The organism is Escherichia sp. KTE96, from assembly GCF_000408525.1.
Classification (GTDB): Bacteria; Pseudomonadota; Gammaproteobacteria; order Enterobacterales; family Enterobacteriaceae; genus Escherichia; species Escherichia marmotae.
Map to the genome: position 1 here is coordinate 3070669 of NZ_KE137149.1, position 16010 is coordinate 3086678.

A 16010-nucleotide genomic window follows, 5' to 3' on the forward strand; every position below is an offset into this window, starting at 1 on the left:
ATCTTTGCTACGAATTCTCCATTGTGGACGTACAGAAAGTCCGTGGTATATCAGAAAAATAGTCTCAATATTTTATGACCACGCAGGAATGAATTAGTGGTGAAGCATCTCATCCACAATTTCTTTCGTCTGTAACTGATAAGGATAATAAGTTGGCCAGTTGTCCATTTCTTCAAGTAACTGCTGTTGTGACGTATTCCCCATAAATATATGAAAATGGGATGATTTACGAGGGGCAATAATATGATCACTAAACTGCACAAACTTAGGGGCTTTACTGGCTGGTTCCCGGCACTCAAACAGATAACGCACACCTTTCTTCCCTGATTTATATGTCAGTATTTTAAACCCACTGTAATTATATTTACAGGAAGTCATCTCCTCCCCTCGATGGAACTCCATAACACCATTTTCGATGCCAATTGTGTCAACATCTGTTATGTATCCCTTCTGATAGTAGGCTTTAATATCTGCGAATGATTTACCCGGTTCTTTTTCTGCTTTCATTTTAAAGACAGGATCAAGATCACCACTTTGAAGCAAGGGGTACACCGATTGCCAAATACCCTCCCAATCAGCGAGGGATCTATCCTTCACGTTATTATCATCAAAAATACCCTCTGCTGCTTTTTGTTCCATTTCTGTCAGTGGTGCCCCATGTGAATGATGCCCATGAGCAAGTGCATAGTTGCCTGCTAATAGTAACCCCAGAGCAAAAGCCAATTTATTAACAATCATCATCCAGTTTGTCCTCCCGCTTCAACATCACATAATGTTATAACATAACATTTAATAAAAACAACACTGAAGAACGAATAGCAAAACCTAACCAAACACACGCACCATAACCCTACATTTAGTACGTCTTTATCACCAACTACAACCGTTGAAAAAATGCGCCGTTGAAAGCTTTTATTGTAATGATTTTGTCTTACTGCGCTGCCAGTAATAACGGGAAATCATGAATGCAGTACAGAGACAACATTAAGTCATCGGATCTGATTGAAGGAATAGCACCAATCATGCAAACTACAAACTCTCACAACCAACAAGAGATTATTCCCCCTGATGGATCAGGTTGCTATTTTCCAAAAGATGTTTGAGCAAGTGAGAACGGAGCTAAACTTTTCCTGGTTTTACACAGAGTTAAAACGTCATCATATTGCGCATTACATTTACTATCTTGCTACAGATAACATTAGGATCGTTACACACGATGACAAGGTATTGTTAATAAGAGGAAGCAGAAATCTATTAAAAGTCAGTGCCACTAAGAACCCTGAGCAAGTAATAAAAGCAGCCCGGACTCACATTGCCAGAAGATCTACTTTTCGGGAATATTGTATAACGCTCGCGAATGCGGGTGTCTTCCGGTGGGTTACTGACGTTAACGATAATAAACGTCGTTACTATTCTATCGATAATACACTCTTATATATTGAAGATGTTGAGAACAATAAACCCTTAATTTAGATGTATTAGCTCATTTCAGATCTGACAGTTATCCGTACAGGTATCTGTCAGATTATCTCTGGCTTGATTTTCTCTTCTCTGACACCACTCACGCTCATAGCAGCTCCCAGACGGGAAGTTCATGGAAAATGCCTGCCAAAAATTGTTATATTATAACAGCGAACAGTTTTACCCTGACTGAGGAGAACACACATGAAAATCAATGCCATAGGTAAAGCCATTTTTCTTTTTGCACTGCTAACCTCAACGGCCTCTGCCGCTGGCAAGGACATTAATGTTGAGTTCAGAAAGGGGCATAGTAGCGCCCAGTACTCAGGAGAGATAAAGGGGTACGATTACGACACATATAACTTCTATGCCAAAAAAGGCCAGAAGGTGCATATCAGTATCTCCAATGAGGGTGCTGATATTGTCCTCTTTGGGCCAGGAATTAGCGACTCTGTTGATCTCTCCAGATATTCTCCCGAGCTTGATGACAATGGTCAGTACATCCTTCCCGCTTCCGGTAAATATGAGCTAAGAGTGCTTCAAACCCGTAATGACGCTCGTAAAAACAAAGTAAAAAAATACAGCGTCAACATACAGATTGAGTAAACAGAAATTGACGGGGCTATCCCCGTCATTGCTTTCCTGTACCTGAGGATAACTGTCAGTAACAGACAGAGGCTGTCTATGACGCTGTTCCTGCCACATGAAATATGACCCGGAGTCTTCCCACCCGATTGAATCTGCTGGCATAAGGGACACCCCAGCGCCCTGTTTACGCGCTAAATACGGCTTCTTTAACCGTCTGAATGCGGTGAGGATATGTCGGTAAGACTTACCTGAAAATACGGTTAATTTTTTAGTTTAAACCTTTTTTAGTTATTAGTAAGATGCATATGCTTCAACAGAAGCTGGGAAATTCAACAACTCTTAGATAATTTTGGACCTTGTCCCGCGGCTCCAATCCGACAGCCGCGCTTCTTTTCACTCTCATAGTCAACAAGTTACAAAACCTACACCTGCATGGACATCATATGACCATGTATATTTCATAAATGACACAGATCGCCCAAGAGCACACCAGATAACAGGCGGTTAGAGTTGACTGAAACATCAAGCATCGTAGTTCTCCGTAGATCTAACGGTGTGATTTGCCCCATATATGCCCCACCACTCAGCATCGAAGAGCACAAAGCCTTGCAATCCAGTGCAAAGCTTTGTGTGTTATTTTTTATGGCTATATAAATTATATACTGCCAGTGCTATCTAACATTTAAATATTATGAACTATAATAAGTCCTAATCTTTACAGATGAAAGCATAATCTTCCAAGCTTGATCGCTACCCAACCACTCATCGTTGGTTGGTTCATTATCACCAGATACTACATAAGTATCTGGCATATCAAAGTCTATATTGCAAAGGTCTTCTCCTTTGCGCTCCTTAAAAATAAGAAGATCTATTTTTGTTGTTGGGAATTTTTTATCCAAAACACTTCTCAGTTTATACACAGCATCTCGTTCTGCATTCAATCTAACGAGTAAAACACGTTCCGACTCATTGGTTTTCTCTATAAATCTTTTTCTTCTCGCCTTTATTTTTTTCATCATATTAAACAAGCAGACTTCAATACCTTGTTTTTCATAGTCATCAATAAGAATATCGTGAATACTTCGAAATCCAGTCGCTGTATCTGTGATATCAATACAATTTTTAAATCTGCCATTAATTTTTATATTTTCAGGCAAGAAAAGGTGGTCGCACCCCTTATTAATTATTTTTGTAACTTGAGGTAGTTTTTGAGAGGCAAACCAATCAAATGGTCCACTAAATGTCCTCAACCCAAATCGCTTTAACCTTCCTGCTGGTTGACATTTTTTACCAAGGCTTGCTATAAAATCATACTCTCCACAAGGAAGAAAAAGGCCTTTATTCATATGATTTTCCTTACATTTTATGACGACAAAAATCATAACATTGCCTTATTAATCAGTCAAACAGTTAACAAAAGCAAACAAACAAGTAAGCACATTGTTGATAATTTGTTTATTTTTATGTTTTTGTTATCTATACCATTTTTTTCATTTGCTTCTGATACAAACAAAACGCCACCATATCGCATGAGGGAGTCGATGTTTGAGTTATTAAAGGAGCAAAGGGATATTGTTATGCTTGGCGATAGCATAACCGCGCGAGGAGAGTGGAATGAGCTTCTTCCTAGTTTATCTGTAGCAAATAGGGGCATTGGGGGAGATGAAGTTAAATTTATGAAAAGAAGGATTGATTCTATATTTTTATTAAAGCCCAAATATGTATTCATTATGGGCGGAACAAATGATTTCAGAAGAAAAAGAAGTGTTGATGATGTGGTTCGTGACTATAAGCATATAATAAAAAAACTACACAAACACAGAATTAATGTATTCATTCAGTCCACCCTTTACGTGTCAAGAGAAAGCAGGTTAAATGACAACATAAAAATATTAAAATTAAATAATGCAATAAATAACTATTGCTCTGTATCTAATTATTGTCGTTTCGTAGATCTTAACGTGCACATGGCAAAAGATAGAAAAATACTAGCTAAGTATAGCGATGATGGAGTCCATCTAAATGGTAATGGGTATTTAATGTGGGCGTCAATCATATACCCTTTAATTAAAAAATAAGAATAGTAAAAAACCATCTCATTATGAGGTGGTTTTTTATATAGAATAAAGCAATAGAGGTTTATTTTATTTGTTTATCATGGCTTAATGCACTAGCACTTTAATTGAAAAAACTATATTTATTTTAGTATCCATCCGGTATTTCCTGTTCCTGTTTTTTTTTGATACCAATCACCATTATAATCAATGTACATTGACCCCTGAGGTGCGGTCACAACACCCTCAGGTGAACCGGAGCCTCTATAAATTCCAAAGAGAGTTGTACCTCTTACTTTCTCGTATGCAAACAACAAACCATCTGAAGCCCTTCTGATACGCAACGGTTCGTGCTCTGAGTCCGATGCAAATGTAGTGGTGCCGTTTGAATCTGTTTCCCTGGAAAAACTTCCATCTGTTCTTGTTCCTTCAATGATCGAATTTGGGTAGTTTGGATCATCAGATGAATGTAACCTAATATAGGAACTATTTGATGCTGATACCCCCCTCCCCCTTAAAATCAATCCCTTAAATGATGACGTAAATAGTGCCTGGATTGAGCCATAAACAGTGTTATCACTACCGTTTTGCTGATCGTATATTCTTAGTCTTGAGCTATTATCATACATAATAGCGTCGAAGTACTCACCAAGACGTTCGCTAAATGCAACAATATTAAAAGCATTGCGCCATCTAAATGATATATTTCGCCCGCTTTCTCCGGCATCTACACCTGCATTACTTGAAGCATTGGTTATGCCAGAATTAAGGTTCTGCTCATCGTTGTTACCAGTCGCTGGTCGTATAGAGTAAATTGTCTTTTTCTCAAGAGAATAGCTACTTCCCCATCCATAATCTGTATCAGGACTCCAGTCTCCAGAATTTGCATCCTTGGTTGTTTCCACCCAATAAGAGCCATTTGATGGAGGAACACCAATTATTCCAGAAGTCTCAATAGATGATGCAGCCCATCTTCTTCCACGCCAGTTTACAATATTAGCTCCTGCCCTCCATGTTTCTATGCAGCTTATAATTATTTCTTCGCCACGAATAGTTAAACCTTCCGGCTCGAATCTGGCTGGATTCCCAAGAGTTGGATGGTTAAGCAACCCATCGCGCCCATATTGCGACCTTGCATCATCGATATCTAATTTTCTTAGTAAATTACCTGTTAAATCATATGTAAAGATATGATGCTTTCCAAAAGCATTAGTGCCTCCCTTAAGTATATGTATATATCTTCCATCAGACGCAATACCTTGTACAGAGTAAGCGCCTTCAGAAGGTGAGTCGCTCATTTCCCAAACAAACATGGGGTTTGCTAATGTTTTATCTTCAAGTTTATCAATTGATATTTTATCGTATATAAATACAGTTCGTTTAGCGGCATCACTCTTTGGTGTATTAACCATTATTAAAAGACGACCGTCAGAAGAAATGGCAATTCCTGCACGATTGTAATCTTGAAATGGGTGACCGCTACCAGTAATCCCCCATACATTATAACTTTTTACGTCAGACTGAGTTGTTCCTGCCCCTCGCCAAGTTATTTTACTAAACCCTTTGCCTGCAGACTCCCCATCTTCACCTGAATTGGTTACACTTGATGTATATAAATATACTTGACCATTCTCCACCATGGCAGAAAGATCAAATCCGTGCCCAAGGTTTAATTCTGGAGAATACGCAACATGGTTTACTACCCTTCCATCATCATAAAGATTAAACTCAACAATACGAACTCTTTCTTTATCCGACCAGGTTGGCCCAACAGGCCGTTGTGTGACAAATAGTTTTTCAATGCCATTAACACGGCAATATGCGATCCCCTGTAACGCATTTCTGGCATTAGGATAAATTTCTGTGTTTGTTTCTCCCTGAAAACCAAAAAAAGGTTCCATCATTTTTCTCTGCGCAAGTTTGTCAGTTTCAAGTAGACGAGAAACGGAAATAAGAGAGCCATTATCTGCAACAATCCTCCCAATACCTCGAGCAGAAGATACATCAACTTCGAGAGTATTTACTGCAAAATCGCCATCAGGAACAAACATTCTATAGCCTGCGTTAGAGAATGCCTCAGTAGCGTCAGTTATTCCATCACTGATAGCCCCCCAACCGCGAACATCTTTGTCATCACGCCATCGTGCAATCTGCAATTCGGGATATTTTTTAGCACCATCCGGGTCTTCTAACTGCTGCCGTAGCTGATCCGGGTCATACTTCAGCACATTAGGGAAATAGAACTGCTGAGTGCCATATGCATCATATACAGCCATAGAATGGCCTTGAACAGTTACGAATTTGGCAATCTGCCCGTTATATACCGGATATCCAGCAGCGTTAATGATGATTGGCTGCGAAACAGGAACATGAGAGCCGTCTTCGTTCTCTACATAAACCTGAATCTGGTTTTCTGGACTTACCGGGTCAGTGTCAATTTTTCCGATATAAATTTTGCCGTTGGCTACTGCTTTAAAAGAACGCGCCATAGTGAAGAGTTGCGAAGGCATACTCACTACAACATTGGCTGTAATGTCTGTCATTTAATTTTCTCCAGACGTAGCAATGCGGAACAAGATGCAACTTGCCCGGCATTGCATTAATGTAAGTTATGATTTGTTAACTATGAGATGAGTCTATGCAAAAAGATCAGTTGAATATTGCGTTCTATATATTTGGTTTTTGCACATTTCTGGTGTTTGCAAAGCTATTCTGACAACGAATCAGACTTAGCCCCCTGCGTCAGAGCGTTAATTGCCTTTTGTGCCTGCTGCATTGCTTTCTCAAAGGCTGTTGATCCGCGTGGGGTGTTTGCCATTCTGAGCATTGCATTTCTGAATGGTTCGCTCTCATAGGCGCGAGTAAGAAGTCCGTAGCTTACTGCTGCGCCAGTTGTCGCCGGGTTCATTGCCGTCCCATACCCGATAATGAACGGGATGGTTTGCTGCCCTGTGGGTGTTGTTACTGCCGCTTTTGCTGCCTGCTGAGTGGACTGAAGGTAATTTTTCAATCCTTTCAGATAAGCAGCATCCTGCCCCTTAAATGTGATGCCAGTCTGGTTTTGCAGGATGTTAAGCTGCCGAAGGAACTGGTCAGGGGATCCGCCAGATTTCTCCATCGCCTTTCCAATGATGCCATTGCGCATTTGCGCCCTGCCAACACGACCAACTGAGTTATACAGCGTCTTAATTTCCGATTTGTTCTTGCTGAATAGCATGTTGTTGACAATTTCCGGTGTCAGGTCGCCTTTCATGAGAACATTCTTCAGCCTGGTATTCTTTAGTTTCGCCGCTTCGTCAGCGTAGACGGCATTGGCCTGCTGATATTTACGGAGAGTATCGTTGCCAAGATTATGACCAATGGCACCATTGATATCGTCGGTCATCGCCTTGTAAACGCGCTGAATGGCAGCATCGGAACGGTTTGGTAACACTGGTCGCTCACCCTTCACGTCCATTCTGAACTGACTGCGCAGGTCGCTTAATTGCTTCAAATCCAGATTTACCGGACCATCAGGGCCAGCATTGCGAACAAGCTCATCATGATATGACTGAAGTTTTGAAATTGTCTCGTTATCAGCAACCTTACCAAGCTTCTTCAGATTAGATATCTCAGTATCAATCTGCTGAATTGCTCGCGCAGGCTGGATATTGACTCCCGCCATTGCATTCTGAACCTGCTCAAGACGGTTCCCTGCAGCACGACGAATTCCTGATGTTTTCGCTTTAAGGCTGTCAATAACAACAGCTGGATCATACTCACCGAATTTATCAGCAAATCTCTGCACCAACTGGCTTCTCGCTTCCTGTTGCGTTGCTCTCATTCCGCTTGTGCCAGCCAGGGGGATATTTTCTGCTGTCGTTTGCGCCATTTTTCCGACGCGGGAAGTAGGCTGTAACAGGTCTGTGGTGTGCAGAGGCACTCCTTCACGCTCTGCAAATCTGATAGCTTGCTGCGCTTCTGGCGCGATAGCACCACGAACGCCACGATAAGCAGCACCTAATCCACGTCCGGCAGCGTTAATAGCACCGCCAGCAAGTACACCAACGCCTAAATCGGTGGCGAGTGCTTCCGCATCATCTTTCGCACTATTTGCAGCAAGTGATCCAACTGCGTTTTCTGCTAGAAGGCGAGTTGCCCCCTGAGCAATTCGACCAGCAAGTGTTGGTGCCTGTGTTGCCGCTCTCTCAATGCCAGCAGGAGTGAGGTAAGGCAATGCTTCAGCAAATACCCTTCCCTCTGTCGTTTGTGGAGTCAGCGCGCCTTGCTTAAGTCCAAAGTCTTGCTCTAATCCCTGCGTTGTTACTCGTGGTGCTGGTTGATATGTACCATCGCCAATACCGAGTTTACCGCCAGCCCAAGCCGCCGCGCTTGTTACAGCATCAGTGAGTTCAGCAGGTATGTTCGCTACGTTGATTCCTGCCTGTAGTAAGCCGCGCCCGGTTTCAGCAAGTCCATTACCAAGGTCATACATTATTCCGCCTTGCTGCTGAACAGGTTTCGGTGCGACAGAACTTACGGGTTGAGGTGGCTGCTGACTGGCTGCCTGCTGCTCAATCTGAGCAAATGGATTATTTGGGTCTGACTGCACGCCTGATGCCGATACTTGTTCGGATGACTGTGCTTCCAGTTGTGCAAACGGGTTGTTAGGGTCTTGCTGAGGATGTACCTTTGCAGAGGTGGCGCGCTGTTCGACTGTTGAGTCTGTCACCGGGTCACCCGCCCATTGAGCAAAGCGATCATCAACGTAACCGCGGCCTTCAGGTCCTGGCGTATATTCGCCACGCTTTGCCTTCATAACGTTGCCGGGACCGTCGTGATAAGCCTGAAGAGCGTCACGCCAGTTACCAAACTGCTGGTACATCTTTGCCAGATAGCGCGCGCCAGCGTCAGCCTGATATTCGGGGTTTTGCATTTGCTCATCGGTATAACCCATATCACGCCATGTCCCAGGCATGACCTGAGTCAACCCTACAGCCCCGGCGGAGCTTACTGCGGCAGGGTTGTAAGAAGACTCCTTGGCACCCAGTGCAGTCATCAACCCTTCTGGCACACCGTAACGTGCGCCAGCCTGCTCTAACAAATCACGGTAATTAGCCATTTACTGCCCCAAAGATGGAAGATATCCGTAGCGATTAATGAAGTCGATTGACAGCTCGGGGTGCTGCTTCAGGTAATCTATAGAAGCCTGAGGCGCTTCCACTCGCTTGATGCCGTTTTGCTGAACGTACTTACCAACCGCCTCATTACGCTTCTGGTTGAGCGTGTTCAGAATGACGCCAGCGTTGCGACGAAAGGACTCCTCGCTCTGCGAGTTCTGCAGCGAACCAACAGCCTGGTCGAGCTTTTTGCCCTCGGCATCAGAAAGTGCGCCCATGCCTCGCATGGCCTGAACCGCTGTCAGGTATGCTTGTGATTTAAAGGTATCAAGTCGTGCCTGAGTGTCTGCAGCCTGTGAGCCTGGAACGTTGGGGATTACTCCACGTAAGCCTGTAATGCTCTTAAGTGAAGGAGAACTAACGATATCGTTCAGAGTGAACATGCTGGTTGTGAGGGTGTTGATGCCGTCTTTGTAGCCATCATTTAGCGCTTGCTGCTTCTGCTGCAACTGCTGGTTGTTGGCTGCTATGCGGCTCTGTATTTCCTGGCGCTTCAGGTCGTTAGTTTCTGCTGATAGCATCCGGTCAAGGCGCTTATTTTCGTTGTTAATGCGGTTTGTTTCTGCGTCCAGATTAATGCGCTGCTGACCTAAATTCGCCTGGATATCTTGTCCGCGCATTGTGATTGCCTGATTCCGAGCGGCGGTTTGCGAATCCAGATCCTGACCGCGCATGGTAACCTGGCGACCCTGCATTTTATCCTGTAGGTCAAAGTATTTTTCGGGCCCGAGACTGTTCATCCCTAGGTGATCGACAAATTCGCCGAACTGCCGCGGGTTCTGTTGGTACATCTGAGCGACGTCATGAGGATTAACGCCAACACGAGCTAACTCACCGGCGTTGTTTTGCAGCCATGATTGCATTGCTTCTGGAGACGATGACGCAAGGCGTGCGCCAGCCGCTAAGGTGCCGATAGAATTACGCTGATCTTCATCAATGAATCCCATGCCTTTACGAACGGATTCAATCTGGTCTGGATATTGAGTAGCCAACTGACGCAAGGCACCGCGATCACCAGACGCATAAGCATTAGCGTATGCCTGCTGAAATTCTTTCTGCCGCTGAGCCTGCTTTTCCTGCTGAAAAACACTCGCTATACCTGAAAGACCTTGCAAAGCAGTCAGCCCAACATTGTTAGCGCCTGAACGCTCAAAATCATTGTTCTGCCTGATAAGCTGAAGCGTATTGCCGATGTCATTTACGCTAGGAGCGTTTGAGTTGACGCCACCGATACCAGCCAACAATCCGCCATTTGATCCTTGCCAAGTAGCCATGATTACCCCTTAAAACAACGAGCCAAGCAGGCCAAGCCCGCCACCAATTGCCGCTCCTAATCCAGTACCAAGTCCGGGAACAATAGAGCCAAGAGCAGCGCCAGTCATAGCCCCTGAAGCTCCGCCGCTAATTGCTGTCTGAAGACCTGATGGTTTATTGGCATTAGCAGCGGCAAGAGCCGCACTTTGCTGCGAAATCTGACTCATGTTGTTGGCATATGTCTGCCCGGCGTTTGCCTGACCTTGCAGTGCGCCAAGACCAATATTTGCCAGATTCTGGTAGTTGTTCATCTGACCAGACAGCCACTGCTGACCAAGCGTTGGTGCGATTGTTGCTAACTGATTACCGGTTGCAGTGGAACCCAATCCACCTGTTGCTTCCGCTGCAGCCAGACTCTGATAGCGAGCCTGACCAGCAAGATCTTTGTACTGCTGAGAGTTGTAATACTGGTTAAGTGCCTGACCTTGCCCATGAAGAGAGGAAAGATTCTGCAATTGTGATACGTACTGCTGAGCGAGTGGCGTGAACGGAGCAAGGTTTTTCATGATCGTCTGCCACTGCTTATTCTGCAGGTCTGCGGCATACTTCTGAGCTTCTGCGGCATACTTTGCGCTTTTATCAGAACTGCCACCTTTCCCGCCTTTTTCAGGGCAATAAGGTTCCTCGCCGCGCAGTTTTCTGCCCAGCGTAAATGCATATAACATGGCTATCTCCCGTGATTCAGGAAGTCGATTAGTTCTTCGCGTGTGGCGCTGTAAAACGTCACGTCATCCACGCCTTTGAAGTATTTCTTGATGGTTCCTACACGCTTAAGGCCAATCATTGCGCAGTACATCTGCCCGTGGCGGAATTTGCGTGCAGCAAATGATGTGACGCACTGAACGGTGGTGTTGGTCAGAATGTATCGCCAGAACGCCAGCCCGATTTCCTTGCTGAAGCCGCGAATCTCTGGCAGGTACATGGCGTGGCAATCGAGGGTCAGCGGCTGAATCTCCTGATAGTAAACAATGCCGCCGAACTGCCCGTGCACGTTCACCTCAAAGTAACGGCATTCAGGCTTGTAGTCGTATCCATCACCGTTGTTGCTTCCGGCAATAATGTCAGGGTGATTTCCGACTGCTTCGATCAGGTCGATGTTTCGCGTTGGTTTGAACTGAATCATTACTGCTCCGCGATTATCTTGATGGTTGTGGCAGTAAACGACGCACCATTCGACTGAATGGTTAACGTGCTGCCATTTGTGGCAAGAAAGCCGTCTTTATCCACGCTGAAGAACGTAGCTAACAGGATGTTGTCGGTTGTTGTCACCGCATTACGACTGCTAACCAACGTGTCAGGAACAGAACCGGACAAGGTTAGCTGCATTGACCTGTTAGCGGTTCCGCTGGGCCACGTCCCGACGATCGACAGCTTGAAGAACAAGGTTTTGTTCTCGTTGAACACAACCATCTTGTTGTTAACGGTGTCGAAGAATGGTGCCAACGTTCCGGATGACGGCGTGAGCGTTTTCAGCAGGCTAACAAGGTTAGTCGGCGCTGTCGGGATGGTTACAGATACTCCTGAGTAAACAACCTCTGATTTCTTGCGCGTGGTGGCATACTCAAGCGCAGATATTCTTGTTGAGTGATCACCAACTGTGCTTTGTAGCGTCGAAATACTTCCTTCTGCCGCTGTGAGCCTGGTATCAAGTGCGTCGATATCGGTTTTATTCTGAGTTATGCGCGCATCATGGTTTGCTAACTCAGATTCATTGGCAGCAATTCGTGTCTCGTGATCAGCCAGCTCTGTTTCAGCAGCCGTAATCCTTGTTTCATGATCTGCAAGAGTGCTTTCCGCTGCTGCAATTCTATGTTCATGATTGATGAGAGTTGCTTCAGCAGCTTCAATTCTGGATTCATGGTCTGCAAGGGTGACATCCTGCTCATCATTCTTCACCTGTGCATCATAAGCCCCCTTCCCTGCTTCGTTGGCCTTGTTAGCCACGTTACCAACATCAGTGCCCTGTGCGATAACGTACAGCAGATATGACTGCGAGAAGATATTGCGCGGAAGGACTGATGTGTCGAGCCGCGTAGCCTGGATGATTACCGGCTCATTGAGATTCGAATCAGCCATTACTCAATCCTTATCTGGCAGCCAGACAGAGTGACAGGTGACTTCGTTATAACGCGCAATTTGAAGCCGACATTTTTCCTGATGCGCCCTACTCGCTTCCACAAAACACGTTTGTCATAAACGAACGGTTCATTCTGCTCAATCATCTGCTCACGACCGTAATTTATGCCGTCAGTGGTTGCAGAGATGAACAGGCTGTCGGCGTACTGCGCAACGCCAGTTGACGATTCAACCTCAAGGTCGAACACTCTGGCGTTATCCGCTTTGAACAACGGAGTAAACAGCAGATGTTCCTGTTGCTTGTCGTACTGGCTGCTGATATCGAATTGCAATTTCCCGGTCACCGATTCCAGCTTATCGCCGCACGTTATCTGATTGCCTTCGTAAATGAAGTCGATAGCGCGGTACACATCGTCATACAGGCCTGTTTTCAGCACACACCATTGCGGACCATTGGCGCTTGAAGATGCGTCGTAAACAAGAACATGACGCGGAAGATGGATAATCAGCAACTCATGCGCATCAAATCGCAGAGACTCCATCACACCATCAGCCAGTTCATCAGCAGTGTAGGAGCGGAGAATTTTCTCAATGCTCGCGCTGGCGATTGGTGATACCTGACCGGAGCCGATGATGTATACAGACGGAGCACCTGTTGCCGGATTGCTGATGAACGCATAGGAATCAGCAAACGGCGTTTTGCAGTAAGTTCCGGCAATGCCTTTCTGCACCATCAGCGATGGCTGTGCGACATACAACGCGGCACCAACTGTGGTTGCACCAGTGAGGGAAAAATATTCAATCGTCGATGAACCAAAGCAGACGATGAAGTCTCGCCATGTGCCGATGCCGATGATTCCGTCAGGCTGAGACTCGGCACGATATTGTGCACTGTAACGGTCAGGATGCGATTCGTCTTCAAGGTCAGTGATAAACCATGAATCCGTGCCGTCTTTTGACCACGCATAACGCCCACGTAAGCGTGTAATGTCGCGGACTGAACCTAACTCATACTGCGTGAATCCGCTGTCTGTAGGCCAGTTTGAGACGGTTTTAACCGTGCCATCATAGCGATACTCGATAAGTTGACCATTAACGCCTACCGCCTGTGATGTCCGGCCATGCGCCATTGATACGCGACCACTTCCGGCAACATCACCGACTGCATTTTCTCCTTTGTACAGCTTGCCACCACACACGCGATAAACAGCACTCTGCGCCATGTTGTACTCGACGCCGCGCGATACGCCGTTCACATTAGAGCGTTTGGCAATGCCCGGGAATGAGCGAAGATATCCGCTGCTGTTCAGGATTTCTTTGGGTGTAGCCAACATATTCACTGGCAGATAGTCGATATAGTCGGCGTTTCGGAAGTCTTTACCGACACCTTTCATAAGCGGAAGTTGCTGAATCGGCATTTATTCACCTCACGTACTCGGATCATCTTTCTCGATGTAAAACCGATTCCACGTAAACGCGCTTTTGTTACCACTACCGCGAGGCATGTCATTTCGCCGCTCAAGTGGTGGTATTTTGGTTAAAGCAATGCAGATTGTCTGATATGCACTGTCAGCAGCGGTAAGGAGAGCGTCTGACGGCTGAATGACGTTATCCATGCACACTTGCACAGCGAGTTTCAAAGCGACGCCATCATTTGCCCATGCAGGGATACCTGAATCATCGTCAGGTAACGGCATGATGCCGTTTTCTGTATCAGCAAACTGATACCCAAGCTCGATACCTTTCGCCTGCCATGCTGCCATCATGTCTTCGAGGTCATTAATGGCATCTTCAATTGCCTGAGGGTCAGCATCTGTCAACGTGGCATTGGAATACAGCCCGGCTTTTCGTAAAGCCTTTAGAACGAGATCACCCTTCGTTTTCGCCATCTTCTTCCGCCTTAGCAACTTTTTGCTTCGTTGCGGTTTCTTCAGGAGTTTTTACCCAGCCTTTTTTCAGATGAGATTTAACTTCTTCGTCATCAACAATGATGTAATCGACAGCAAACTGACCACAGGTGATCATGTTGCCCGGCTTATAGAGCATTGTTCGTGCCATTGTCTTCTCCCAATAAAAATGGGGCCGAAGCCCCACCAAAATTACTGCCCGGCAATAACGATGCCCGTATATTCAGGAACCAGTACAGAGCAACCGTACAGAGTGGTGAAACGAGCAGTGGTTACGCCTTTGATGTGGTCGAAGGCGTAAGACATGATCAGCGTAGCGCCCTGCTCGGTGGTTGCTGTCATTACCTGTGGACCCTGACCAGTCGGGAACGCCAGTTTGCCGTACATCAGTTCAACAGAACCATCAGCCCAGAACAGGTTAGCCGGTGCGGCATTTTTGTTGAGAATGGTGATTGCTGCGCTACTTGCCGCATTAGCATCAACGTTTGCATATGGACGGCTGGCGACATCCGCGTTGTCAGGCGGCAGAATTTTCGGGGAGATAGTTACTGTCGTTCCGCTAACTGCCAGAACGCGGAATACCTGCGGCTGCCCGGTGGTATCTTTGGTGATCTGGTGTACGGAATTCACCCCTGCGATGGTAAACGCATCGCCAACCTGCAAACCTTCAGCAGATACCGTAATGGTCCCCTGTCGGTTATCCACTGGCATATCGTTAGCATCTTTCGCTTCAACCTTGTGCGCAGGTGCTGATGCCAGCGTAATGGAAGTTGCTGTACCCTTCGGAACACGACCAGAAATATCGGTCTTGTAGCTATCGAAGGACGCAACCGTAGGGATCTGCGCTTTTTCGTATGCTGTCAGGGTTGCGCCCTGAGCATAGGCACGGTGACCAAGCTCGCCAGCAAGGTCTTTGTAGTTGAAGGGGTTCCAGAAAGAGCGACGATTGATACCCTGCGGCACACCAATCGCCGTCATGGTGGCATCAATACCTGCCGCACAGTTCCACAAATCACGGCCCTGTGAACCAGTGGTTGAGTCAGCCATTGTGATCACGTTAGTAGCACGCTGCGTGACCATGGAAATCAGGTCAGAGTCAATCTGTGCAGCAAGGCGCATACCTGCGGCGCGACCAGCTTCAGTTTTATGTTCCGGGTCACGCATTTCACGCGCATCCAGAGTGTACAGAATGTTTTTCGGCTCCTTGAACACAGAAGGAACAAGGCGCTGAACCAGTGCTGTTGGCGTTTTGCTGCTGAGGTCGAGGCCTTCCTCAATGTTCATGTGGTAATGCTGCGGACGATACAGAACATCACCTGCTCGCTGCATTGCTGTATCACCGGGACGGAATTTTTTAGCGTTACGGGAAACTACGCAGGCGGCCTCAAAGCCTTCAACGTAGTTTTCGAACATGATTTCAAGGTCTTTTGCTAATTGGTTAGCCATGCTTA

Annotated in this window: 15 protein-coding genes; 3 read left to right on the top strand and 12 right to left on the bottom strand. The window is 45.8% G+C overall.

Features of this window, described 5'->3' with window-relative positions; all coding sequences use genetic code 11:
- Positions 1 to 93: 93 nt before the first annotated feature.
- A complete protein-coding gene (gene zinT, locus A1WG_RS00295) occupies positions 94 to 741 on the bottom strand; it encodes a metal-binding protein ZinT (RefSeq protein WP_001516569.1) in 648 nt (215 codons plus the stop codon).
- A 327-nt stretch (positions 742 to 1068) separates the two neighbouring features.
- Here zinT and A1WG_RS00290 point away from each other — a divergent pair, with 327 nt between their 5' ends.
- Positions 1069 to 1473: a DUF1398 family protein gene (locus A1WG_RS00290; protein WP_000373061.1), complete on the top strand. Its 405-nt coding sequence runs from the start codon at positions 1069 to 1071 to the stop codon at positions 1471 to 1473.
- 192 nt (positions 1474 to 1665) lie between these two features.
- Positions 1666 to 2067 carry a g-type lysoyme inhibitor PliG gene (pliG, locus tag A1WG_RS00285; RefSeq protein WP_000700038.1) on the top strand — a complete coding sequence of 134 codons (402 nt, stop codon included), beginning with the start codon at positions 1666 to 1668 and terminating at the stop codon, positions 2065 to 2067.
- A 671-nt stretch (positions 2068 to 2738) separates the two neighbouring features.
- Here pliG and A1WG_RS00280 read toward each other — a convergent pair.
- Entirely contained in the window at positions 2739 to 3395 is a 657-nt protein-coding gene (locus A1WG_RS00280) for a DUF1796 family putative cysteine peptidase (RefSeq protein ID WP_016242661.1), read from the bottom strand.
- On the opposite strand from A1WG_RS00280, the gene A1WG_RS0122605 reads away from it, so the two are divergent.
- A complete protein-coding gene (locus A1WG_RS0122605; RefSeq protein WP_016242484.1) occupies positions 3396 to 4127 on the top strand; it encodes a GDSL-type esterase/lipase family protein in 732 nt (243 codons plus the stop codon).
- A gap of 119 nt (positions 4128 to 4246) precedes the next feature.
- On the opposite strand, the gene A1WG_RS00275 is transcribed toward A1WG_RS0122605, so the two are convergent.
- The 10 genes from A1WG_RS00275 to A1WG_RS00230 form a co-directional block, all read right to left on the bottom strand.
- On the bottom strand, positions 4247 to 6646 hold the full coding sequence (locus A1WG_RS00275; protein WP_016242485.1) for a phage head-binding domain-containing protein: 2400 nt from the start codon (positions 6644 to 6646) through the stop codon (positions 4247 to 4249).
- Positions 6647 to 6810: 164 nt separating this feature from the next.
- Positions 6811 to 9204, bottom strand: coding sequence for a transglycosylase SLT domain-containing protein (locus tag A1WG_RS00270; RefSeq protein ID WP_016242486.1), 2394 nt, complete (start codon positions 9202 to 9204; stop codon positions 6811 to 6813).
- Complete coding sequence (locus A1WG_RS00265; protein WP_016242487.1) at positions 9205 to 10536, bottom strand: phage DNA ejection protein; 1332 nt, start codon at positions 10534 to 10536, stop codon at positions 9205 to 9207.
- Between the two features lie 9 nt (positions 10537 to 10545).
- Entirely contained in the window at positions 10546 to 11241 is a 696-nt protein-coding gene (locus A1WG_RS00260; RefSeq protein WP_016242488.1) for a hypothetical protein, read from the bottom strand.
- 2 nt (positions 11242 to 11243) lie between these two features.
- Entirely contained in the window at positions 11244 to 11699 is a 456-nt protein-coding gene (locus tag A1WG_RS00255; RefSeq protein WP_016242489.1) for a DUF2824 family protein, read from the bottom strand.
- On the bottom strand, positions 11699 to 12652 hold the full coding sequence (locus A1WG_RS00250; RefSeq protein ID WP_016242490.1) for a tail needle knob protein: 954 nt from the start codon (positions 12650 to 12652) through the stop codon (positions 11699 to 11701). Before A1WG_RS00250 ends, A1WG_RS00255 begins: the two co-directional genes overlap by 1 nt.
- Positions 12652 to 14070, bottom strand: a complete 1419-nt coding sequence (locus A1WG_RS00245) for a packaged DNA stabilization protein gp10 (protein ID WP_016242491.1) — start codon at positions 14068 to 14070, stop codon at positions 12652 to 12654. The genes A1WG_RS00250 and A1WG_RS00245 overlap by 1 nt, the downstream gene beginning before the upstream one ends.
- Positions 14071 to 14079: 9 nt before the next feature.
- Positions 14080 to 14541, bottom strand: a complete 462-nt coding sequence (locus tag A1WG_RS00240) for a packaged DNA stabilization gp4 family protein (RefSeq protein ID WP_001140510.1) — start codon at positions 14539 to 14541, stop codon at positions 14080 to 14082.
- Positions 14522 to 14710: a hypothetical protein gene (locus A1WG_RS00235; RefSeq protein ID WP_001389518.1), complete on the bottom strand. Its 189-nt coding sequence runs from the start codon at positions 14708 to 14710 to the stop codon at positions 14522 to 14524. Before A1WG_RS00235 ends, A1WG_RS00240 begins: the two co-directional genes overlap by 20 nt.
- 41 nt (positions 14711 to 14751) lie before the next feature.
- Positions 14752 to 16005, bottom strand: coding sequence for a P22 phage major capsid protein family protein (locus tag A1WG_RS00230; RefSeq protein ID WP_016242492.1), 1254 nt, complete (start codon positions 16003 to 16005; stop codon positions 14752 to 14754).
- Positions 16006 to 16010 lie beyond the last annotated feature (5 nt).